Source organism: Paenibacillus physcomitrellae, from assembly GCF_002240225.1.
Taxonomy (GTDB): Bacteria; Bacillota; Bacilli; order Paenibacillales; family Paenibacillaceae; genus Fontibacillus; species Fontibacillus physcomitrellae.
In genome coordinates this window covers 2,884,492-2,906,297 of sequence record NZ_CP022584.1, presented here as the reverse complement: position 1 = coordinate 2,906,297, position 21,806 = coordinate 2,884,492, and the positions used below count along the sequence as shown (strand labels likewise).

Annotated in this window: 21 protein-coding genes and 1 other RNA gene; 17 read left to right on the top strand and 5 right to left on the bottom strand. The window is 42.1% G+C overall.

Translation table 11 applies throughout. The annotated features are described in order from the left end of the window. Nucleotides 1-22: 22 nt before the first annotated feature. Complete coding sequence (locus tag CBE73_RS13145; protein ID WP_094094593.1) at nucleotides 23-1,036, bottom strand: LLM class flavin-dependent oxidoreductase; 1,014 nt, start codon at nucleotides 1,034-1,036, stop codon at nucleotides 23-25. A gap of 311 nt (nucleotides 1,037-1,347) precedes the next feature. On the opposite strand from CBE73_RS13145, the gene secG reads away from it, so the two are divergent. Next, nucleotides 1,348-1,578 carry a preprotein translocase subunit SecG gene (gene secG / locus CBE73_RS13140; protein ID WP_094094592.1) on the top strand — a complete coding sequence of 77 codons (231 nt, stop codon included), beginning with the start codon at nucleotides 1,348-1,350 and terminating at the stop codon, nucleotides 1,576-1,578. A 187-nt stretch (nucleotides 1,579-1,765) separates the two neighbouring features. Here secG and CBE73_RS13135 read toward each other — a convergent pair whose 3' ends face one another. Next, a complete protein-coding gene (locus tag CBE73_RS13135; RefSeq protein ID WP_094094591.1) occupies nucleotides 1,766-2,863 on the bottom strand; it encodes a hypothetical protein in 1,098 nt (365 codons plus the stop codon). Between the two features lie 288 nt (nucleotides 2,864-3,151). Here CBE73_RS13135 and rnr point away from each other — a divergent pair, with 288 nt between their 5' ends. The 3 genes from rnr (at nucleotide 3,152) to ssrA (ending at nucleotide 7,315) form a co-directional block, all read left to right on the top strand. Further along, nucleotides 3,152-6,037, top strand: coding sequence for a ribonuclease R (gene rnr, locus CBE73_RS13130; RefSeq protein WP_094094590.1), 2,886 nt, complete (start codon nucleotides 3,152-3,154; stop codon nucleotides 6,035-6,037). Nucleotides 6,038-6,208: 171 nt separating this feature from the next. Then, nucleotides 6,209-6,691 carry an SsrA-binding protein SmpB gene (gene smpB, locus CBE73_RS13125; RefSeq protein WP_094094589.1) on the top strand — a complete coding sequence of 161 codons (483 nt, stop codon included), beginning with the start codon at nucleotides 6,209-6,211 and terminating at the stop codon, nucleotides 6,689-6,691. Nucleotides 6,692-6,950: 259 nt separating this feature from the next. Further along, nucleotides 6,951-7,315: a transfer-messenger RNA gene (gene ssrA, locus CBE73_RS13120) on the top strand. Between the two features lie 403 nt (nucleotides 7,316-7,718). Here ssrA and CBE73_RS13115 read toward each other — a convergent pair. Then, nucleotides 7,719-9,548 carry an ATP-dependent nuclease gene (locus CBE73_RS13115; RefSeq protein WP_094094588.1) on the bottom strand — a complete coding sequence of 610 codons (1,830 nt, stop codon included), beginning with the start codon at nucleotides 9,546-9,548 and terminating at the stop codon, nucleotides 7,719-7,721. 264 nt (nucleotides 9,549-9,812) lie between these two features. Here CBE73_RS13115 and CBE73_RS13110 point away from each other — a divergent pair, with 264 nt between their 5' ends. The 9 genes from CBE73_RS13110 (at nucleotide 9,813) to radC (ending at nucleotide 18,817) form a co-directional block, all read left to right on the top strand. Continuing rightward, nucleotides 9,813-10,997: a DNA cytosine methyltransferase gene (locus CBE73_RS13110; protein ID WP_094094587.1), complete on the top strand. Its 1,185-nt coding sequence runs from the start codon at nucleotides 9,813-9,815 to the stop codon at nucleotides 10,995-10,997. 123 nt (nucleotides 10,998-11,120) lie between these two features. Next, entirely contained in the window at nucleotides 11,121-11,915 is a 795-nt protein-coding gene (locus CBE73_RS13105; RefSeq protein ID WP_094094586.1) for a TdeIII family type II restriction endonuclease, read from the top strand. A gap of 228 nt (nucleotides 11,916-12,143) precedes the next feature. Then, nucleotides 12,144-13,484, top strand: a complete 1,341-nt coding sequence (locus CBE73_RS13100; protein ID WP_094094585.1) for a hypothetical protein — start codon at nucleotides 12,144-12,146, stop codon at nucleotides 13,482-13,484. Nucleotides 13,485-13,648: 164 nt separating this feature from the next. After that, on the top strand, nucleotides 13,649-14,218 hold the full coding sequence (locus CBE73_RS13095) for a hypothetical protein (protein WP_094094584.1): 570 nt from the start codon (nucleotides 13,649-13,651) through the stop codon (nucleotides 14,216-14,218). Beyond that, on the top strand, nucleotides 14,211-15,782 hold the full coding sequence (locus tag CBE73_RS13090) for a DNA primase family protein (protein WP_157739559.1): 1,572 nt from the start codon (nucleotides 14,211-14,213) through the stop codon (nucleotides 15,780-15,782). The genes CBE73_RS13095 and CBE73_RS13090 overlap by 8 nt, the downstream gene beginning before the upstream one ends. A 213-nt stretch (nucleotides 15,783-15,995) precedes the next feature. Next, complete coding sequence (locus CBE73_RS13085; RefSeq protein WP_094094582.1) at nucleotides 15,996-16,187, top strand: helix-turn-helix domain-containing protein; 192 nt, start codon at nucleotides 15,996-15,998, stop codon at nucleotides 16,185-16,187. A 58-nt stretch (nucleotides 16,188-16,245) separates the two neighbouring features. Then, a complete protein-coding gene (locus tag CBE73_RS13080) occupies nucleotides 16,246-17,364 on the top strand; it encodes a site-specific integrase (protein ID WP_094094581.1) in 1,119 nt (372 codons plus the stop codon). A gap of 210 nt (nucleotides 17,365-17,574) precedes the next feature. After that, entirely contained in the window at nucleotides 17,575-18,213 is a 639-nt protein-coding gene (locus tag CBE73_RS13075; RefSeq protein WP_094094580.1) for a recombinase family protein, read from the top strand. Then, on the top strand, nucleotides 18,206-18,817 hold the full coding sequence (radC, locus tag CBE73_RS13070) for a RadC family protein (RefSeq protein ID WP_094094579.1): 612 nt from the start codon (nucleotides 18,206-18,208) through the stop codon (nucleotides 18,815-18,817). The genes CBE73_RS13075 and radC overlap by 8 nt, the downstream gene beginning before the upstream one ends. Nucleotides 18,818-18,846: 29 nt before the next feature. Here radC and CBE73_RS13065 read toward each other — a convergent pair whose 3' ends face one another. Beyond that, a complete protein-coding gene (locus tag CBE73_RS13065) occupies nucleotides 18,847-19,185 on the bottom strand; it encodes a helix-turn-helix domain-containing protein (RefSeq protein WP_094094578.1) in 339 nt (112 codons plus the stop codon). Nucleotides 19,186-19,341: 156 nt separating this feature from the next. Between CBE73_RS13065 and CBE73_RS13060 the strand changes: the two genes are divergently transcribed. The 3 genes from CBE73_RS13060 to CBE73_RS13055 are packed head-to-tail and all read left to right on the top strand — an operon-like array spanning nucleotide 19,342 to nucleotide 20,542. Further along, a complete protein-coding gene (locus CBE73_RS13060) occupies nucleotides 19,342-19,551 on the top strand; it encodes a hypothetical protein (RefSeq protein WP_094094577.1) in 210 nt (69 codons plus the stop codon). Next, nucleotides 19,544-19,684, top strand: a complete 141-nt coding sequence (locus tag CBE73_RS22160) for a hypothetical protein (protein ID WP_174704726.1) — start codon at nucleotides 19,544-19,546, stop codon at nucleotides 19,682-19,684. Before CBE73_RS13060 ends, CBE73_RS22160 begins: the two co-directional genes overlap by 8 nt. Nucleotides 19,685-19,714: 30 nt before the next feature. After that, nucleotides 19,715-20,542, top strand: coding sequence for a copper amine oxidase N-terminal domain-containing protein (locus CBE73_RS13055; protein ID WP_094094576.1), 828 nt, complete (start codon nucleotides 19,715-19,717; stop codon nucleotides 20,540-20,542). A gap of 155 nt (nucleotides 20,543-20,697) precedes the next feature. On the opposite strand, the gene CBE73_RS22155 is transcribed toward CBE73_RS13055, so the two are convergent. Beyond that, nucleotides 20,698-20,880 carry a hypothetical protein gene (locus CBE73_RS22155; RefSeq protein WP_174704725.1) on the bottom strand — a complete coding sequence of 61 codons (183 nt, stop codon included), beginning with the start codon at nucleotides 20,878-20,880 and terminating at the stop codon, nucleotides 20,698-20,700. Nucleotides 20,881-21,015: 135 nt separating this feature from the next. Here CBE73_RS22155 and CBE73_RS22150 point away from each other — a divergent pair, with 135 nt between their 5' ends. Further along, the gene (locus CBE73_RS22150) at nucleotides 21,016-21,672 is read left to right on the top strand and encodes a helix-turn-helix domain-containing protein (RefSeq protein WP_174704724.1); all 657 of its coding nucleotides are present in this window, start codon (nucleotides 21,016-21,018) and stop codon (nucleotides 21,670-21,672) included. Nucleotides 21,673-21,806 lie beyond the last annotated feature (134 nt).

Genomic DNA, 21,806 nt, shown 5'->3' with positions numbered 1-21,806 from the left:
TTGAACCCTCAGCTCTTACTCTTTAAGCCTTCTGCAGGCCAAAAGCTTCCGCCACAAGCTGATAGGAACGCAGACGGGCTTCCAGATCGTAGATTGGAGACACAAGCAGCAGCTCTTCCGTCTGATACTCCTCGGCCAGCTTCTCCAGCTTCGCTTTCACCTGATCCGGCGTACCGATGACGCGTCTTTGGCGGGCGGCTTCAATCCGGGACAGGTCGTACGGCGTGTAAGGATAGTTCTTGGCCGTTTCGACAGACGGCAGATAGGCAAGCTCCATGCCGGTCTCCAGCGCGTAGAAATACAAGCTGACACTGGAGGACAGATCAAGCGCCTCTTCTTCGGTCTCGGCGCAGATCACCATGACGGCGGCAAGGGCGCGAGGTCCTTCTTCCATCAGGGACGGAACGAACCGTTCCCGGTACATGTGGATCGACTCCGCGCCGCCAGCCGTGCCGAAGAACTGCGCGAAGGCATACGAAGCGCCGACTTCGGCAGCCAGTCCAGCGGTGCCGCCGCTGGACCCGAGCAGCCACAGCTCCGGCGCCGTAGGCACGGACGGGGCTGCCAATATGCCCGGGAAGCGGTGGTCGGCCGGTACGGCGTCATTCAGATACGCAATCAGGTCGACGACCTGCTGCGGATAAGTGTCGCCGTGATGGTACCGGCCTTCCTGCAGCGCCCGTGTGGACAAGGGCCGGCCGCCCGGCGCGCGGCCGATCCCGAGATCGATCCGGCCGGGGTACAGCGCCTCCAGCAGGCGGAAATTCTCCGCCACCTTATAGGCGCTGTAGTGCGGCAGCATGATGCCGCCGGAGCCCACCCGGATCCGCGAAGTGTGCGATGCCAGATGGGCAATCAGCACCTCGGGGCTGGAGTGAGCCAGACTGCGCGAGCTGTGATGCTCGGATACCCAATACCGGTGGTAGCCGAGTCGATCCGCCTCCTGAGCAAGCCGGGTAGTATCGGATAAGGCCTGAACAGCTGTTCCGCCTTCATTTATATGCGATTGGTCGAGAACACCTAGTCTCGTTAACATGTCATCACCTCAATTCCTACTTTATCAATTGAAGGGTAGGAGGTCAAAGTTTTATTGTTTCATAACAATAGAAGTCGTACTCTGACTAATGGACGGATGGGGGGCCGCAGAGCTGGGTGTGTACAACTAAACCGATAACGAAGATATTCTTATAATTAACCTTTTCTCGAGCGGAAATCCCTTTTCTATTCATCTTGCTAGGAATTATAACTTGTATTCAGCAAAGCGGCTGTGATAAAATATAAGCAATGTGTAGTTTGGATAACTGTTTTTTGATGATTATAGATGTGCCAGCCTGGGGGGTGGAATGAATGGATATTCTGTTGAAAATTTTGTTAGTTATCTTTTCCATCGGTTTGATTACAATCGTTCTTTTGCAAAAGGGCAAAAGCGCAGGTCTTGCCGGTGCCATCTCCGGAGGTGCGGAGCATCTTTTCGGTAAAACGAAAGCACGCGGTATGGAATTGGTGCTGGAACGTACGACAATCGTTTTGGCGGCGGGATTTTTTATCCTGGCAATTCTAGTTGCAGTAGTTGAATAAGATAGCGCTGTTCGAATGAGACATTTCGAATCAGATAAATGAACAAGAGCCTTCGATCCTAAAGATCGGAGGCTCTTTGTTTTGCTGATAAGCTTCAGGTAAGCTGCCGGGTAAGCTTCAGATTATGTAAAATTACGGGGCTTGCTGGGGTATTGATGATTAGCGGGCTGCTCTTTCAGGGGCTTTCTTATAGGTCTTTCTTAAAGATTTTCTTTAAGTCTTTCCTGGTGTTTAATGTTTTACCGGGATTGCTGCTGTGGTGATGCTCTGAGACTCGGGTTCTGGCTTTCATGAATCTGAATTTTTGGGATAAATACGCTGGAGAGAAGAAAGATTTGTGGGTCAAGCAGCCTGGCTTTGATTTCAAAGCTGTCCCTGTGCCTTGAATGGCCTGGATCAGGCCGGATAATTGACCGTACTGATGGGACAGACCGGCATGAATGTCTTCGATGGATTGTCGGTTCGCCATCATCTGCTCGGATAAATGCAGCATTTTGACTGTAATTCTGAGGAATCGTTCCCGAATGTCGTAGGGATTAACGGTACTGGCTGAAGAGGCTGTTTCGCCTGGAGCCCGAGCGGATTCCGCTATCTTTTCCCATTCCAGTGTAAAACCGGCGGCATCCAGCGAAATCCGGATGTCTTGACAGACCTGAACGGCATGCTCCAGTTCGAGCTCCAGCTCTGTGCTCCAGTTGTACAAGAGGTCGGCGGTCGATTGTAAATCGGCTGCTGCTGCGGTTGTTCGGGTCTGCATTTGCTCGCAGGCTCTTCTCCTGCTAACAAGGGTGAGCACTGCTTGTTCAAACCTTCGGGCGTTGATGGCCAGGATAGCTGTAGTGAGCAGGCTTCCGCCCAGAAGGAGCAGCTCGTTATCAGCCAGAAATTCGTTGTTGGCCTGAAACAGCTGACTTACCGTCATGATGGTGGCGGTGACCAAACAGCCGTTAAAAAGGATGAGCCGGGAGTTCGAGTAAAGCGAGCATAAAAGGAGACTTATGTACAGCGTCAGAAAGTTAAACAAGCCGGAATTTCTAGCCAGGGCATAGCAAGTAATCAGAGCGAACAGTGCTGCCGTAATGTAGGGGATAGAGGAGATTTTTAAATTCTTGTAATGCATCAAGGTTGGAAGACTGCAGGCGATGCCTCCGCCGATGATAACAAACAACAGTCTGGGGTCATCCTGTCTGAGCAAAGGATCCCTCAGGACGACAAGAATAAGAGCAATCCAGGCCAGTACGACGAACAAGCCGTTACGAGACTGGTAAAAGGTGCTGCGATCCATTCCTCGACCTCCTTCTGAATGATGGGGGGCAGCTAATTAACAGCAGATAAACAACAGTTGAACAACAGATGAACAGCTGTAAAAAGTGCCCGCTACCCTCATTATCGGGGGACTCCTTCCGTTTATTTATAAGGGATTGTGTAAAGCGCCGTGACTGGCGGAAAGGATTTCAGGGTTTACGGATGCGCAGGGTTAAATTCGTGTATACTAGGTTATATACATGGAAAAGAAAATATTGGATTCTATTATAACGGCTTCTTCATTGGACGGGGCTTTTGAGGTGAAATCATGATAACGGAAAATACGCTGCTCGATTTTATGCGGGAGACCGCTTATAAACCGATGACTTACCAGGAGCTTGAGGAACATTTTCAAATTTCGGATGCTTCCGAATTTAAAGCGTTTCTGAAACTGCTGAATGAGTTGGAACAAAGCGGAAAAATCGTGCTGACCCGCACGCAGCGCTACGGTGTTCCCGAGCGGATGGATCTGCTGCGCGGACGCCTGCAGGTGCATGCTAAAGGATTTGCATTCCTGATCCCGGAGGATCGGGAGCATCCGGACGTTTATGTCCATGCGAACGATTTGAAAAGCGCCATGAACGGCGATACGGTGCTGGTCCGCGTGAACAGCAAAGGACCGGCGGAAGGCCGGCTGGAGGGCGAGGTTGTCCGCATCGTGACGCGGGCGGTGACCCAGGTGGTCGGCGTGTTCCAGCATCACGAGACATTTGGCTTTGTGATGCCGGATGACAAACGGATTAACCGGGATATTTTTATCGCTCAGGAGAAAATGGGCGGTGCCGCTAATGGCGACAAAGTGGTCGCTCGGATTGTTTCTTATCCGGAAGGCCGGGCGGCCGCTACGGGTGAAGTCGTGGAGATTCTGGGTCATAAAGATGACCCGGGCGTGGACATTTTGTCCATTATCCGTAAACACCAGCTGCCGGAGGAGTTCCCTGAAGACGTCATGGAGGAAGCGACCGCCGTGCCGGATACGATTGATCAGGAAGAAATCGTGCGCCAGGGGCGCCGTGACCTGCGTGACCGGGTGATCGTAACTATTGACGGCGAAGACGCCAAAGACCTGGATGACGCGGTGAATGTGGAACGTCTGGAGAACGGCAATTACCTGCTTGGCGTACACATCGCCGATGTCGGCTATTATGTGAAGGAGAACTCGCGTCTGGACCAGGAAGCCTACAACCGGGGCTGCAGTGTTTATCTGGTGGATCGCGTTATTCCGATGCTGCCGCATCGTTTATCCAACGGCATTTGCAGCTTGAATCCGAAGGTGGACCGTTTTACACTGTCCTGCGATATGGAATTCGACGAGCAGATGCGTGTGGTCCGGCACGATATTTATACGAGTGTAATCCGGACGAAAGAACGGATGACGTACACGAATGTGCGCAAGATTCTGCAGGAGGAAGATCCTGAGGTTACGGAGCGTTACAGCGATCTGGTCGATACCTTTAAAAATATGCGCGATCTCGCCCTGCGCCTGCGCGGCAAACGGATGAGACGCGGCGCGGTGGACTTCGATTTCGAGGAATCGAAGGTGATCGTGGATGAGTCAGGCAAGGCGGTCGACATCGTCAAACGCGAGCGGTCCATCGCGGAGCAGATCATTGAGGAATTTATGCTGGCTGCCAACGAGACGGTAGCCGAGCATTTCCACTGGCTGAAGGTGCCGTTTATTTACCGGATTCATGAGGATCCGGATCAAGAGAAGCTGATGAATTTTATGGCGTTCATCGCCAACTTCGGTTATGCCGTGCGGGGCAAAGGCAACAAGGTTCATCCGCGCGCCCTTCAGTCGCTGTTGGAGGATATTGACGGCACGAAGGAGCAGACGGTGATCAGCACAATGCTGCTTCGGTCGATGAAGCAGGCGAAGTATGACGCTGAAAGCACGGGTCACTTTGGACTGGCAGCGGAGTTCTACACGCATTTCACCTCACCGATCCGGCGTTATCCGGACTTGGTGATCCACCGGGTCATCCGCGAGGTGATCGAAGCCGGTGGTGCCCTACCTGCCGACCGTCAGGAATATCTGGCGAGCCGGATGGCGGACATTGCGCAGCAGTCCTCGGAGCGGGAACGGATTGCCGTAGATGCGGAGCGCGACACGGAGCAGCTGAAGAAAGCCGAGTTCATGCTGGACAAGGTCGGCGAGGAATTCACCGGCATGATCAGCAGCGTAACCAGCTTCGGCATGTTTATCGAGCTGGATAATACGGTGGAAGGCCTGATCCGTCTCAGTGCGATGACGGATGATTATTACCATTTCCATGAGCAGCATATGGCGCTGATCGGGGAACGCACGTCGCGGATCTTCCGGATCGGCGACGAGGTCAAGATCCGCGTGGCCCGCGTGAACATGGACGACCACACCATCGACTTCGAGCTGGTGGACATGAAGCCGCGGCGCCGTGAACGCGGCGGGGATTTGGAGCCGGGCGGCGGCGGTGGCTTTGGCCGGGGCGGCGGTAAAGGCGGCCGCGGGAAGAAAGGCGCGGCCGGCGGGTTTGGCGCTGCCGGGCGCGGCAAAGGCAGCGGCGGTGCTGGCAGCGGCCGTGGCAAGGCCGGCGCTGGTGGTTCCGGCGGCGGCAAAGGCAAAGCCGCCGGCAAGGGCAAGCCGCGCGGCGATGCGCGCGGCGTGTTTGGCAGCCCGGACGCGTGGAGTCCGGGCGCAGGCGAGCCGCCGGCATCGGGCGGCTCGCAGGGCCGTCACCGGGGCGAAGCCGGTGACGGGGTGCTGGCCGCGGCCGAGGCGGCAGGCCGCGGTGAGGGCGCGAAGCCGGAAGCTGGCGCCGGTGGCGTTAGTTTCGGCTTCGGCTCGGGCAAGGGCGGCTACGCCAGCGGCTCGCCGAACGGCTTCACCCGCGGCGGGGATAGCCGCGGGTATGGCAAGGGCGGCGGTGGTGACAATGGCCAACGCCGCAAAAAGACGTCCGCCAGCGGGATCTTTAACGCTGGCGGCGCGGGCGGTGCTGCCGTCACCGGAGATCCTTCCGGCTCCGGCAGCAAGAAACGCAAGAAGAAAAAGCAGGGCGGCGGCAAAGCCGGTAACGGCGCTGGCGGTTCAAGCCGCAGCGGCGAAGGTGATTCGGGCAGAGGTGGTTCTGCCAAGAACGCTACCGCAGCTTTTGTCCGGAAGAAAAAGAAATAAGAAAAGCTTCAATTCTTTACTGTTCATTTTTCGATGAATGAGGCTTCCAAATAAGGTATTCATCATGTGCTGCGGGCTTTGGGTCCGCAGCCTTGATTTTGCCTGCGCCTGTTGATACAATTGAGTTCTGAGTCGCTTAGGTAGGTATTTTTTGAATAAGGGAGTGAGCACATGGGTAAGAAAACGACAGAAGGCAAAGTTTTGGCCCAGAACAAGAAAGCTTCCCATGACTACTTCATCGAAGATACGTATGAGGCGGGCATGGTGCTGACGGGAACGGAGATCAAATCGCTGCGGGCGGCGCGGGCGAACATTAGTGACGCTTTTGCGACGATTCGGAACGGTGAAATTCACGTCCACAACATGCATATCAGTCCTTTTGAACAGGGCAACCGCAGTAATCCGGAAGATCCGACGCGCGCGCGCAAGCTGCTGATGCACAAATCGCAGATCAACAAGCTGCTCGGACAGTCGAAACAGGAAGGCTATACAATTGTGCCGCTAAAGGTTTATGTGCGGAACGGTTACGCCAAGCTGCTGCTGGGTCTTGGTAAAGGTAAGAAGCAGTTCGACAAACGCGAAACAGCAGCCAAGAAAGACGCTCAGCGCGATATTCAGCGTGCTTTGAAGGAACGTCAGAAGGTTGCACGGTAACTTCGCAGCGAATTAGCAGGATTTATCGGCAGTTCCAGCAACTTGGCGAGCAGTTCTTCGCCGGTTGTGTTATAATAATTGATGTACCGTTGATATAGCATTTCTGCTATACGTTGGCGCTTGACCTTCTTTTATGGAGGGAAGGATCAAGTAAGTAATGTGCTTCCTGGAGCTTCGGCATCCGATTTAATCCGGAAGACACCCTTTTTGTAGATAGGCCCGGCGCTGTAAGGTGCTGGTGAGCCGATTCTCATTTTACGGGGGCGTTTTTGGATTCGACGGGGGTTGTTCGAGCATGGGTAGCGGGTAGTGGGGACGCGTCCACTTCATCAACGCTAAAGCCTATTAAACGGCAAACAACAATCTAACTACGCTCTCGCAGCTTAATAACCTGCAGACGTGCTCTCGCTCTGCATCGCCCATGTGCCGGGATGAGGGCTCAACCTTTAGTGGGATACGCTGTCTAGTCTCCGCCTGCGGCTAGCTGAAGAAGATAACCAGGCTGACCCAAAGGGAATCCGGTGACGGGGAGTTCCTAGGGTGACATCAAAACTGTCACTACACCCGTAGAAGCCTATGTGGCGTTGCCTTCGGACAGGGGTTCGACTCCCCTCGCCTCCATTAAAAAAACCCGCTGGTAAGCGGGTTTTTTCCTTTTCCGAAGTGAAATTATAGACGGAATGTAGACAAGAAATTTTTAGTTCTTTATTTTGTGGATTCTTGTAGACAAATCGTCTACAAGAATCACAGTTTAAGACTAATCGTGACAAATCATATCTGATACTGCTTGAAGGAACCGGGTTAATATAGACAACTGGCCAAGGCATGAGATACCTACGGAAAACTAGACTACAAGATGGATGAGAGCGATGCGGAGCAACAAAATGAACAGCGGAAAGGCTGTAGTGCCTTTCCGCTGTTTTCTGTATACAGGTTTTTGCCGCGAGCTGGATATATCTAATCATCCTGGTTACATAATCACTTTTTTGAGGTCGTTGAAAATAAATAAAATAATGTAAGGGGTAAATTACTCTTTAGTTTCTTCACCGGCCGCAACCATTTGATCTACCCAAAATATCTTCATATACTCTTCGACCATCGGAGCTTGCCATTCTTTGATTGCCTGTTCTAGTTCGGTCCAATCATCTTTTTGATATTTCGGTAATAGAGTATCGACTGAATGGTCAAGAGGGTTGTCCGTCTCTAAGCCAAAGGCACTTTTTACTATGCTCATAAATCTTTGAGGCAACTGATACAACTCTTTTTCCTTTAGGAATTCATAAGCTGAGAAAGATTTAGATGTTCCTTTTTCATAACCATCAGGCATCTCAGATTCAAATGTATACTGAAAAACATATTTTTTATTACCTCTGGCTAGTGCCAACTTCTCTAATTTGTGATTGATCGTGATGACTGATTTTAATGCAGGGACACCTCTTCGTTGTTTTTTAGAATTATATTCTGTTATATCAAAGTCGTGTACAACTGTATAACTAATATTGAAATTGTTTAGTATATTCATAATTACATACATAGTGGGTTTACCTGCGCAATTTATCACGGTTGTTCTGTTAAGTACTTCTTGTGACAATAATCCGTCACTCACAAGCTTTTCACCAATAACTTTAAAAGCAACAACTTCTGTGTCACCTTCAACCAAAATTGCGTGATCTGCAAAAAACACTTCGTTAACATATGGATTAAACTTTAACAAAGCTTGAAAACGTTCTATATCATCTGTTTCCATACCATAAATATCTGAGCTAACTTGTGCTACACTAACCAGTTTATTTTTATCTAATGACAGTTTTGCCAATGTCCTATTTGGCTTTGATAAATCTATAAAATTAGGAGAATGTGAAGTTGCGATTACTTGGAATAAATTATCGTCAGCAAGTGAATACAACGTATCTTTGAATACCTTTGCAATTTGAGGATGAAGGTACAATTCAGGCTCCTCAATTGCTACTATTAGAGACCTCTTGTACAGTGATTGTTCTTTTTTATCAGACGGATATTTACTTTTAAATTTCCTAAATCCTTTGAGTATTGAAACAATAAAGGTGCGTTGAACCCCGTTCCCTTGAAAATCTATACCTGTTTCTATACCGTTATAGTTAAAGAAGGGGCTAACACTCGTGCTTACAATCTCATCCATAGGTTGGACGTCAACTTTGAAGTTTATTTTTGTAGATGTTACATCATTAAGGAAGGTTTGGACTTCGGACTCAAAATACTTTATTTTCTCATCATCATGCTGATTTATTTTCTCTTGAAGCTTTTTTGTTTTCTCTTCTGCAACTGAATACTCATCAAGTGAGTGGATGATATCTTTATAGAGTGTTGTTAAAGTCTTCATATTATCCGAACTATTTTTTAGTTCATCACTAGCATTTTTCACAGCTGGAATATAAATCACTTCAGGGAAAACACTGACAAAATGTGAAGAATTATTTCCACCGCCTAATTTTCCGTCCCAACCAGCGTCCTCTAGATCATGTTCAAGGGAGCCCGTGGTTTTTGCGGCTCTTTTTACATCTTCACCAAAATTATAAACTGCACGAACAATGAAATTATGAGAATCGGAATGCATAGAAGCACGGATACCATGCATTTCTGCCTCTTCTAATGAGATATCTGTAAATGTCGCATGAAATGAAATTGGTAGCGAGGTGTTGTGTCTAAAATAGTATTTGGAGTCGATCTTCTTATCGCTTGAACCGAATAACTTTAATGCTTGCAATATTGTACTTTTACTACAATTGTTTGGGCCAATTATCACAGTTATATTTTCCACATTGATACTTAACTCTTTGATTCCTTTAAAGTTTCTTATTGTTAGTTTTGACAGCTTCAATGGATTTATTCCCTCCCGTAATAACTAAAATTGAATATTTATTCGACATAGCAGAGCGTTATTCCTTCATTTGGAATATAAACCATTTTTAATTAATGGGAACGCATGGTTACTTAGTCTATGTAGGGTTCATTTTGTCTTCAAAGGTGGTTTTTAATGCATTGCAACAACACTGATATTTTGCTGGACCTATTGGTAAGCCCATGTTATAATAGAGTCACAAACATGATATAATATTAGGCTAAACAGAGCGGAGTGAAAAGAATGAGCTATCCAACAATATCACTGTTCTCTGGAGCCATGGGACTAGATTTAGGTCTGGAATCAGCAGGCTTAGAGATAAGAGTTGCACAGGATTATGATAAGTGGTGTGAGAAAACTGCAATTGCAAATAACAAAAATTTTGTTTTTGGTGATATAAAAGAATTGATACAAGAAGACCCGAGTTGTTCGTTTCTTCTAAGAAAGGCTGATCTAAGAGCAGAAGAAGTTTTTGCAGTTGTAGGAGGCCCCCCTTGCCAAGCGTTTTCCACTGCTGGGAAGCGGGAGAGCTTAGGTGATCCACGCGGTTCTTTGTTTATGGAATTCGCTCACGTTATTAGAACAGTCCGTCCTAGGTTTTTTGTAATGGAGAATGTAAAAGGACTTACATCCGCATCAATAACAAAACCACCTAAGGGAAAGAAAAAAAGCGATTATACTGAAGATGAAAAACCGGGTTCAGCATTTAAGATAGTAAGGCAGACGTTGGAGGGGTTGGGATATAAAATTGTATTTGGTGTCTTAGATGCTGCTCATTTTGGTGTTCCGCAATTCCGTGAACGTTTAATTATTATTGGTTCGAGAGATCACGAAGATATTTTTTTACCTGCTCCAACACATTTTCAGAGACATCAAGACCCTGACTACAGATGGATGACATTAGGGCAGGCAATTAGAGATATTGAAGATGAGCCTGGAATATGCGGATCGTTCTCTAAAGATCGGGTAGATATTTTAAAGCATGTCCCAATGGGAGGGAATTGGCGTTCATTGCCGGTAGAACTGCAATTGAAAGCAATGGGTGGGGCATATAAGAGCGGTGGTGGGAAAACAGGATTTTTCAGGAGGCTGGACTACAATCAACCTTCACCAACACTACTTACAAGCCCTGTTCAAAAAGCAACATTGCTTTGTCATCCCACAAAAGATAGACCCCTGAGTGTTCGGGAGTACGCTCGTATTCAGCAATTTCCTGATGGCTGGACTATTGAAGGAACTGCAGATGATATTTATCGCCAAATAGGCAATGCGGTGCCTGTTGGGCTTGGAAAAGCAATAGGACAGGTACTATTATCTGTTGCTGAAGGGTCAGCAACAGTTGAAACCAAACGTCTACGGGGGACGAGTGTTCATAAAACTTTAAATGAAGTTGCAGTTACCAAAGAACTTGAGATTGCCAAAGCTTAAGTTGTGGAAACCCGTCCTGTGTAGGATGGGTTTTTCATTTGGTTCTTTTTTCCTATTAAGGTCCTGTTCATAGAATGCATCTTTGGTTATAATTACAGGTGCTGATGAAATGGAGGGACAAGAATGGATGCAGAGACTCGCTTGCAGGTTAAGAACCACATTACTATTGCAATGAATAAGAAAATACATGACATGACTATAGGCAATCCTTTCAGTGAAGATGCCATCCTTACAACAAACCCTTTCGGTGCTCGTATCGTACCTGTTGAGGTTTGGAAGGGGAGTAAGTTTGAGCGTTCCTTTGTTACAACGCTCGGTCAAGGTATTTTTGAACAAATCGGAAGGATCATAGCTCAGGGAACAGGCGCATACGCTGAAAATCAGCATACAAGTGTTCTTACTTTAAATACTTTCCAAACTCAAACAATCGAGCAGATAGTTGAGCGACAAGGTAAAGATAAAGGTAAAAATAAGGTTGCTCCGAATGTAAATAATGAAATCAAAAAGATTCAAGAACTGTCCATTGATTCTACTGTTCCGGTGTCTGTAATCAGTGATCTTTATGTCAGGAGGTTGGATGGGCATGAGGAGTTCTATTCTTTTAAGACTGTCAAGCCCAACAAGGATCAATCTGCAATTGCGAAGAAGAGTCTCTTATATTTAAAAGTAGCAAAGCCTATGTGTGATGCTTACTTTGGATTGCCGTATAACCCTGCTGGGGAAGGTAATTCATACGGGTCGCAATCTCATAAAATTCCATATAAATATTTTGATATGGATGATGACAAATTTGTCTTGGTTGGTTCCGACTTATGGAATCGTATCGGACAAGATGAGGGCACTTATAATGAGCTGTTAGAAATTTTTGATGAAGTTGGTGAAGTCACCCGCAAGAGAATTAAAGCTGAGTATTTTTAAACCTTAATTGTAAAGGGCACTCCTAGCAGTGCCCACTTTTATTGTGACCCGCTATGCCCAATTAAGTTTGCTCTAATAGAATGTTTGTTGCTACCCTCTGTAGGTTATCAAAGTACTGAAGGCTTTTTTGTATGCCAAAAACAAGGAAATGAGTGATTGAAATTACCTATCCCCTCATGGTAAGTGGTAGTCTCGAAAGGGAAAGTCATTAATCTAGGAGTAATGTTAATGAAATATTTAGAAGTAAAAGAGAAGAGTGAACGGGAAAGAATTCTCTTAGAATTTGGGTTGACCCTGAATCCTTCAGTAGAAGAGTTAAGTCAGGGAGTATCTAAATATGTTTATGAGAAGTGTGAATTTTCCATACCAAGCAAGATTAAAGGGATATTTAAATATATTCATAAATTGAATTTGAACAGCAAAGAGAGATCAGTACCAGAAGATGAACTATTTCGCGATATTGAGATTCATTTAGAGTTAAATACTCATATGCTAAGGATTTTAAATAGTTCAGAAGAGAGATTAAAGGGTATTACTACAAAAATGGAGGCTCTAAGGAATAGCTTGAGTTATAGAATTGGGGAGTTTCCGCAGGCACCTGAAAGGGATTGGATGAAGCCCCTAATAAAAATATGTGAAGAGGATTTTGAGGTCGAGGTAATAAGGAAGCAGAATTCTTCTTCCAGGAATCAAATTTATGCTCCAAATAGCACCAGTTTCTTTTTTATATTTTTAAGTGCATTTTATAACAATTATAGGCGGTATAAACAATTAGATATTGATAAAAGTTTTATAGGGTTAGTTACGTGTTTTATAGAAATAATGAAGGAGTTTCCTATAGATCAACAAATCATTAGTAAATATTTATTCGAGAGAACCTTCAAAGTCAATTTAATAAAGCAAATAAGAACTGTTTTAGATAGTGCCGCTAGTACTAAAAAAGAATCGGGAGAGGTATCCATTTCTAAAAGTGAAGAAAATGGCGATCCACAGATACAAGATCGGTTATCTTTCTACATTGATTTTTATAGCAATGAAGGCAGAAGTTTACTTAGTCTTGCGACGCTTTTACCGAATATCCATAGCAGGGGTAAGTTCGTTGATTATATTAACCAGACAATTCTAAGTGGAGTGTATACGAAGATTGTGCCTGAATACACCTACGGATGGTACGGTAGTTCTTCCATTTTTAACTCTTCTGAAAACATGTATAAAGAGATAAGGAAAATGATCTTAGAATTGTCTGTAATAGCATTCCCTTTAATGGAGTTATATCACTACCATTTAAGTGAGATGGGCTTCTCAGATGAAAATAAACAAAGTAAATATTCTCCTGCATTAGCTGAATTCAATCTTTCAGTTCCAGATATTGATAAGACAGCCATTGCAATAATGGGGGATATATCTAATATTGAGAAGATGGTTTCTCAAATAAAAGATAGTGAGGTTGTTGAAGACCTAGATAAGATTGATCATTACGATGAGCTAGCTAGGTTTCTTTTAGAGCCTCAAAGTACACGTGATCTTTGGAGAAGTAGAGTAGATGAGTTATTAGATAAATTAAAATAATAGTAAAATAAGAGGTTGTCCAAATGGACAACCTCTTATTTTACTGTATTTAAACCTGATTTTTCTAGTACTAATTTTTTTGAAGGGCTGTTCTGAATATTAATCTCTAGAAAAGTTATATTTCTGTTATACCCAAAAACAACACCTTAAAGGAGATGTTCAGAATGGAGAACAACAGTGTTAATTTATTAAGTGGACTAAGTAAGCAAGGGGAAAAGCTGGTTAAGATACTATCGAATGGAGAGGGCTCTCATATTTCCATTATTGCAATGAGTGATACTAAGCTACAAGCAAACGTAAGTGGAAAAAGCGTGCAGCCATATGCAGCCTTTATTGGATCAAAACTAGGGGGTAAAAAATCTTATTCAGCTTATTTGGATAATGAGGTAAAGAGTCTCAACTTAAAGGAAAATGGATTTATCAGAATAATCATAGATGCTAATGACAATCAAGAACTAAAGTATCACTATTACTTAAATGGTGAGAGTGAAATTTTCAACAATTCAGTGCCGGCTAGCGATGATGTTATCGTACTATTCATAGAGACGCTTGATTTTACACAGTTTTGTATATTTGATGGGAGTCTTAAGTACAAAAAGACAGCTGAAGTATTTGCTACTAAGCAAGCAACAAAAGAAAGCATCCGAGTAATAGCGTTCGCTCTTATAAAAAATATCTTTCCTGAACTAAAGCTCGATGCTTGGTTTAGTGAGGAGGAAGATAGGGATGAATAATAACTATGGAAAATATCGATTTGAAGGGCTTGATAATAATACAACGTCTTACGAGGACAGACTCGATTTCGATACTGAGGAAACACTATTTTCAGAAGATAATGAGTACTCTTTAGAAGTTCAACAAAGGTTTATAGATCAGGAATCCGAGATAGAATCTGGTATCGTAGAATCAAGCTGTATTAGTGAGGTGGTTAGTAGTAAAAACAGACTTGAAATGGTTAATGCGTCTTCAAGTTTTGTTGCAAAATATGTAAAAATTGAATATATCATATATCTTCAAATATTGGATAGATACATTATAAAAAGTTCAAATAATGATATATATATTTACACGGAAGAATTTGGTTACCACAAAAGGTTGTCCGATAATGAATTGATAGTCCTTATACGAAGTAGCATGGATGAAGAACAAGATAGGCAAATAAGTCGCTATAAATTAGAGGAAATAATCTTTCTTCTAAAGAGCTGCCCAGACATACAACTTGATATAAATGCATTCGATAGTCAAAAAAATATGATTAATTTCCGGAATGGTGTTCTTGATCTTGTACAAAGAGTATTAATTCCTCATCATCCTCAATACTTATTCACCAGCTTTATAGATTCCGAATACTACGATTCTAATACGTACACCGGGGCTAGTTTAAGAAATGAGAACTTTTTAAGTTTTTTAGATTTTTCTACGGAGGAGGATGCAAAAAAGGAAGCAACACTTCAAGAAATGACGGGCTACATTTTAAGCAACTACACAAATGCAAAGAAGTTTTTTGTCTTAATGGGTAAGCCACACAGTGGGAAAAGTGTTTGGTTGAGCATCCTTCAGAACTTAATAGGTAAAGAACACACCACCGCAATGACATTAAAACAATTATCTGAAAATAGATTCATGCAGGCACGACTTGCACATTCCAAATTAAATATCTCACCGGAAATGAATGAGGACGGTCCTTTGAAAGGCACAGAATTTATTAAGGCTATTACGGGTGGGGATTTAATTACAGCTGACCGTAAAGGCCAGGTTTCAATTGAATTTTATGGAAAAACCAAGCTGATAGCAGCTGGTAATCATATGCCTAAATTAAATAAGCGTGATGCTACACATGCGTTTACTGATCGGATTTTATTTATTCTATTTAATCACTCAGTGCCAGAGAGCATGAGAGATAAATCACTCCTAGATAAGATTTTATTTGAACGGGATTACATTGTATCTTGGGCTATAGAAGGTCTCTACAGACTAATAGAAAATAACTTCATATTTACAGAAAGTGATGAGTCAACTCAATTTAAACAGCAATATGTGGAGGAAATGAATAGTGTGACTCAGTTCGTTAAGGATTGTTGTTTAATTGATTTAAGCAACAGCGATATTAAGGCTCATAGAAGAGACTTACTACCTGCATATGAAGAGTTCTGCAAAGCTAACCAAATCCCAATATTGTCCAAAGAGGAGTTGTGGAGGGAAATTAGCAGTTTGGGAGTAAAGCCAGGAAAATTTAGAATAAATGGTTCGGTACCTTTATTGGGATTTAGAGGAATTCTTTTGCAAAAGAGTTTCTAGAGTTTTAAAAGCAGTAAGAAATTTCTCTTAATGTCTACATTAGCTACGGTTATTTTTAATCACTAAGAATTACCTAACTTACTAGGATTGCCATAGATATATCCGTAGAAAACGAATGCTACTGTGAAGCTACAGAATGAGCTACAAGTTTATGAAAGTAAAAAGTTAATTAGCGAGTTTGGATTATATATTATTAATTGGAGGTTCATTGAAATGACCAAAGACAACCAGCAGGTGTGTTACACAATTAATGATTTAGCAGCAATTCTTCCCCTAGGGAGAAACTCCCTTTACAAGCTGGTGAACAGAAGTGATTTCCCAAAAATAAGGGTCGGCAGAAAGCTACTAATTCCTATTACTTCTTTTAAAGCTTGGTTGGAGCAGAATCAGAACGGAGTTAATTAATGAAACACAGGAAAGCGAGTACATCTAAAGAAATGTGTCTATAGTGAAAGGAGAGCATATGGCTGGAAGTATTCAAAAAATAGGAAAAAAATTTAGAGTTACCAAAGAATTAGGTAAGGATCAGAATGGAAAACGGCAGAGAGAGTATGTGTACGCTTCAACAGAATCTGAAGCAAAGAAGCTGCTAGCCGAATTTGAGTATAATCAACAACGTAACCTGTTGGTTCAAACAAGTGAGATTACAGTATTAGAGTTTTTTGAACACTGGTTAGATAACTACGTAAAATACAATTGTGAAAAAACTACTGAATATGGATATCGAAATATAATATTCAAGCATATTGCACCTTATCTTGGGCATATTCCGCTACAGAAGCTACAACCAAGTCATATACAGCAGTACTATAAGTATTTGATGGATGAGAAAGGACTTTCGCCCAATACAGTGCATAAACATCATGCCAATATACGAAAAGCATTAGATTATGGCTTGAAGCAACAGTTTCTTTACAGGAATGTGGCTGATGCAGTTTCATTGCCTAGAAGAAGAAAATTTGAAGGCCACTCATACACCAAAGAACAGCTTGTTTTACTCTTAGAAAAGGTGAAGGAAACAAAGCTCGAGTTACCTGTAACACTTTCAATTTATTTAGGACTACGGCGGGAGGAGATATGTGGTTTGAAATGGAAATCAATCGATTTTAATAATTGTACTCTACAGATTCAAGAGGTCAGAACGAGTGCCGGTAAGGATGTAGTCGTAAAGGCTCCGAAAACTGAAAAGAGCAAAAGAACGTTATTCTTAAATAATGAAGTAATTGAAGTTCTACAGAAAACTTTAGAGCAACAGAGAAGCTTTAAGCAAACCCTCGGAAAAGATTATATAGACAGTGAGTATGTGTTTACACGTGATGATGGTAAACCGTACAGAGTGAATTCTATTACAGAAAGATTCAATGAATTTATCCAAAGGAACAATTTTCCTAAAGCCAGATTACACGATTTAAGGCACTCATTTGCCAGCGTCTTGTACGAAGAGGGAGTAGATCTCTTAGCAATATCTCAGGCATTAGGACATAGTGATATTTCTACAACAAGTAGAATATATACCCATCGTTTTGATAAAACGCACAAGAGTACTGTCAGTGCTATGAGTAATGCTTTGAGAAAGGAATAAGTGAAATAAGAATTCTTTACTCAAATGTACTAATTTATCAAAGAAGCAATCTTTCATAGGTTGCTTCTTTTACTTTGTAGCAAAACGCATGCTTTTTGGCACTGTCTCAGAAAGATTAAATGCATATGTCAAAACGTTATTAAAAGTCTTTTGGCATGTGCCATTCAGTTCGTAGACAATATGGCATGAAAAAGGAGGGGAATAGAATAGATGGAAATGGGGTATGGTCGAGTATCGGCTAAAGACCAAAATCCAGAAAGGCAACTATTGAAATTCAGGGAGCTTGGAATTGATGAAAGATATGTATTCCTGGATAAGTTGAGTGGAAAGGATTTTAATCGCCCACGCTATCAAGCAATGCGTCTAATGATTCGCGAAGGTGACCTAATTTACATCGATGCATTAGATCGTTTAGGGCGTGACTATGAAGGAATTATAGCTGAATGGAAGTATATTACCCGTGAAGTAAAAGCAGATATTATTTGCCTAGATAATGAAACACTATTTGATTCTAGGAAATTTAAAAGGATGGGTGATTTTGGAAAGGTTATGGAGGACCAATTTTTAAGCCTGCTGGCATATGTGGCCGAACAAGAGAGAAAGAAAAATAGGCAACGACAGGCAGAGGGAATTGAAGTTGCAAAGGCCGAAGGTGTGAGGTTTGGGCGCCCGAAGAGAGAAATTGATGAAATGTTTATTAAGATCTACAACGAATGGAATTTAGGAGAAATAACCGGAGTAAAGGCTATAGAGAAATTAGGAATGAAGCGGAGGACTTTTTATAGAAGAGTAAATGAATATGAAGAGCTTCTAAAAAGGCAAACAATTGGAGGTATCAAAAATGACTGATTACAGAAAAAACGAAATAAAACAGCTTCTATCAGTATCTCTTTGCGAGAAACAGGATAGTTATCTAATTCAAGAGCTGTTTCAGAATTTCCCTACAACAAGTGAATTGTTGGATGCGAGTGAACAGCAGCTAATACGGCTTAAAGGAATTGGAACGAGGAGAGCGCAACAAATAATGGCGTTATTTCGACTGACAAAAGTCCTTTCTATCCCAAGCTATGAGGATCACTACACTATACAGAGCCCTAAGGATGTTCAGTATTTGTTAGCCCCAGAATTAAGACATTTAACCAAGGAGCACTTTATCTGCCTTTTCTTAAATACAAAGAATCGTTTGATCTTTAAAGAAACTATCTCAGTCGGATCACTCAATGCTGCTATTGTACATCCGAGGGAGGTTTTCCGTGCAGCAATCAAACATTGTAGTGCTTCCTTTATATGCATACACAATCATCCAAGTGGTGATCCAACTCCGAGTCAAGAAGATATTCAGATTACTAAACGGCTGTATGAAGTAGGGGAAATAGTCGGTATTGATCTGCTAGATCATATAATTATAGGAGACAACAGTTACTATAGCTTAAAAGAACATGGTCACATGTAGCGACTATGTTCTTTTTCATGAGAACTACATTACTGTTCGTTCAAGTGGTCGAGGTGAGAAAACAGGACTTTCAACATGTCAAGTGCCATTTGCTTTTCTTGAATACTACGATTATTGACTATCTGTTTTAATGCTTCAAAAAATTGCTCATTGTTTGAGCTAACTGAATCTTGCAATAAAAAATCTACTGTAACACCAAATTGATTAACCAGTTTAATTAACGTATCCAAAGATAGGCTTCTTTCTCCCCGTTCAATCTGCCCTATATATGCCTCAGAAACTTCAACTTTTTCAGCTAACTTTTCCTGAGTAAGATTCAATTTTAGTCGTTCTTCCCGTAATCTCTTTCCGAGTTTAGTGTAATCCAATTTTTTGTACCCCCTTTTAATTAACAGTAGATAATGAAAAGGAGAATATTAATTAACTATTAGTTGTTTTTATGTTTACTGATAGTTTTGTTTTAGATATACTTCTTAATATGGTGGATATTTAAGGAAAAGTTTTTGAGAAGGGGGTGATTGAAAATGGAAGATAAAGTTATGGAGTCCATTGGTCGTACTGCAATAGCAGGAGGGGGAGCCCTATCTGGTGCAGCTGTTGGAGCAGCATTAGGAACAGCAGCTTGCCCTGGAATTGGCACGGGAATAGGATACCTAGTGGGTGTCGGAATAGGTTGCCTTGGGAGTGTTAGCCTAACTAATAAGTGGTTTAAAAAGGAGAATCGATATGAATGAAAAATGGGGAGAAATGAAAAAAGCTGCTAAAGATGCTGTAAGTCGCACTTTGGAAAACGGTTTTGATGTATTAAAAACAGCCAAAGAGCTAAATGAATCCTTTACTAAAAAATCGGATTCAGACAAGAAGTAACCCGTTAAAAAATAAGAAGGAGAGAAAATTATGTTCAAAAAATGCATAAGTATTGTAAGTACAGCAATTTTTATTTTTGGATTACTTGGTCAAACTCTAACCACGTATGCTGCTGATCCCCTGACCAAACGAATTATTTTAAAGGTAAATCACGCGGGGATGTTTGTCGACGATGCTCAATATACAACCTATATCGATCCGATAACATATGCATCACCTACTGTAGTAGATAATAGGGTCCTTTTACCAATCAGTAATCTAATTAAGGAATTCGGTGGAACTACAACTTGGGAGCCGGCCCAAAAGAAAATCACAATCAACCTCAACTCTAAAAAAGTGATTCTGATTCTGGATAGCCGCACAGCTTATGTAAATGGCTCAACAATAAAGCTTGATGTTGCCCCGACCACGATTTCTGGAAGAACGATGGTTCCTTTAAGATTTGTAAGTGATAATTTGGGGCTACAGCTAGTTTGGGACCAAAAGAATCAAATTATAGCCTTATATCAAGGGCATTTTGACAACGTCCCCACTGACTATAGTGATTACTTCTTACCAATCACCTCCGATGATTCAAATAACAGTACTCCTCAAGAGAATAACAACAACCAAGATGCCACCAGTAATAAACCAATTTCTAAAGAAGGAGTCAAAATCAATATAGGTGATCGTGTACAATATAGCTTTTTCTATGGGGAAGTGCAGAAAATTGATGGTGGGCGAATATTAGTGTATTGGGATAGTAAGGATAACCTTTGGCTAAAAGATGGTGATGCTGATTACTGGGCTATGCTTGCTGGCATCAAATATAAGTCATCTAGCTGGATTGATGCTAGTGATTTGACTGTTCAAAAGTAGAATAATGTTTTAATGCCACTTAGTTTTTATCTTAACCTTACTGAAAGACTTCTACTGGAGAGGGACCTTAAACCCCAACTTTACTTGGGTTTAAGGTCCCTATGTGTATAAATTACTCTATGTTCCTCTATGTTGAAATCTTTTATAGAACTACTTTAGTTAAGAGTGTTCAAAAAATGAGACATTAGCTGGTTTGCAATTGACTCAGATAGACCCATTAGTGCAAATGCAAGATATTTACCCACAGCTTCAGGATATTTAAATATTACATATAAAGCAGCCAAAACAACAAATATCTTGACTAAATCACGTTTAAGTATCAATTCAATCACCTCCATTGTATATTGTTTTTAAAAAACAACATTGTTTTTATAATGCAATATTATCAAGAGATATCTTCTGTTGTCAATAGATAACACCGGTTGAATTATAAAGACAACAACTGTAATATTAAAAATAATGAGGTGTTATAAATGCGGTCATACAGTGAAATTCTAAAGAAATACATTGATGATTCAGGATTGTCTTTAAGTCAAATTGAGACACTTCTTCGGGAAAAAGGATTATCGACCAATAAGGCTTATATAAGTAAGTTGCAAAACGGTAAACTTCCCCCTGCTGGAGATGAGATTAATAAAGCTTTATCAGAAGTATTGGGTGGAGATGAAGATGAATTAATTTGGGCATCGTATGCTGAAAAATCTCCTGTACTAAAGGAAATTGTTGATAAGCTTATTGAGTCGTTTAAATTATGGTTTTTAAATAATAAAGAAATAGTGGTTGAGCTCATTAGTCCGTTAGTCGATGTTGAAGAAAGTGTTCTAAATTCTGACTTAGAAAACTATATAGACCGGTTTGTGTCTCAATTAAGTTTTAAGGACAAAGTAGAGACGATTAAACTCTGTGCAACATTTATTTCAGAACAGAACCTTAAAGAAGATGCTCAATTAGAGAACGGATTATTACAAATTGATCCCTCTAGGTTTCTACAAGAGGAGGATAAAGTAAGATATCGAGATAAATTTCAAAGTACAGAGATACATTCTATTGGTGGACTAACCTCTGATGAATATTTATTCTTATCCAAGCAACTTCAGTTATATAGATCTTTAGGTTTGAAATCTATATAGCAATTAAAAGTTAATAATCGTAGTATGCAAATCTCCTGTCCGATTTTTGTAGACATGATGTAGACGAAACGAATAAAACTAGCTAATACGTTATGAAATGTATTAACACATCTTAAGAAGTATCTATTGGGAAA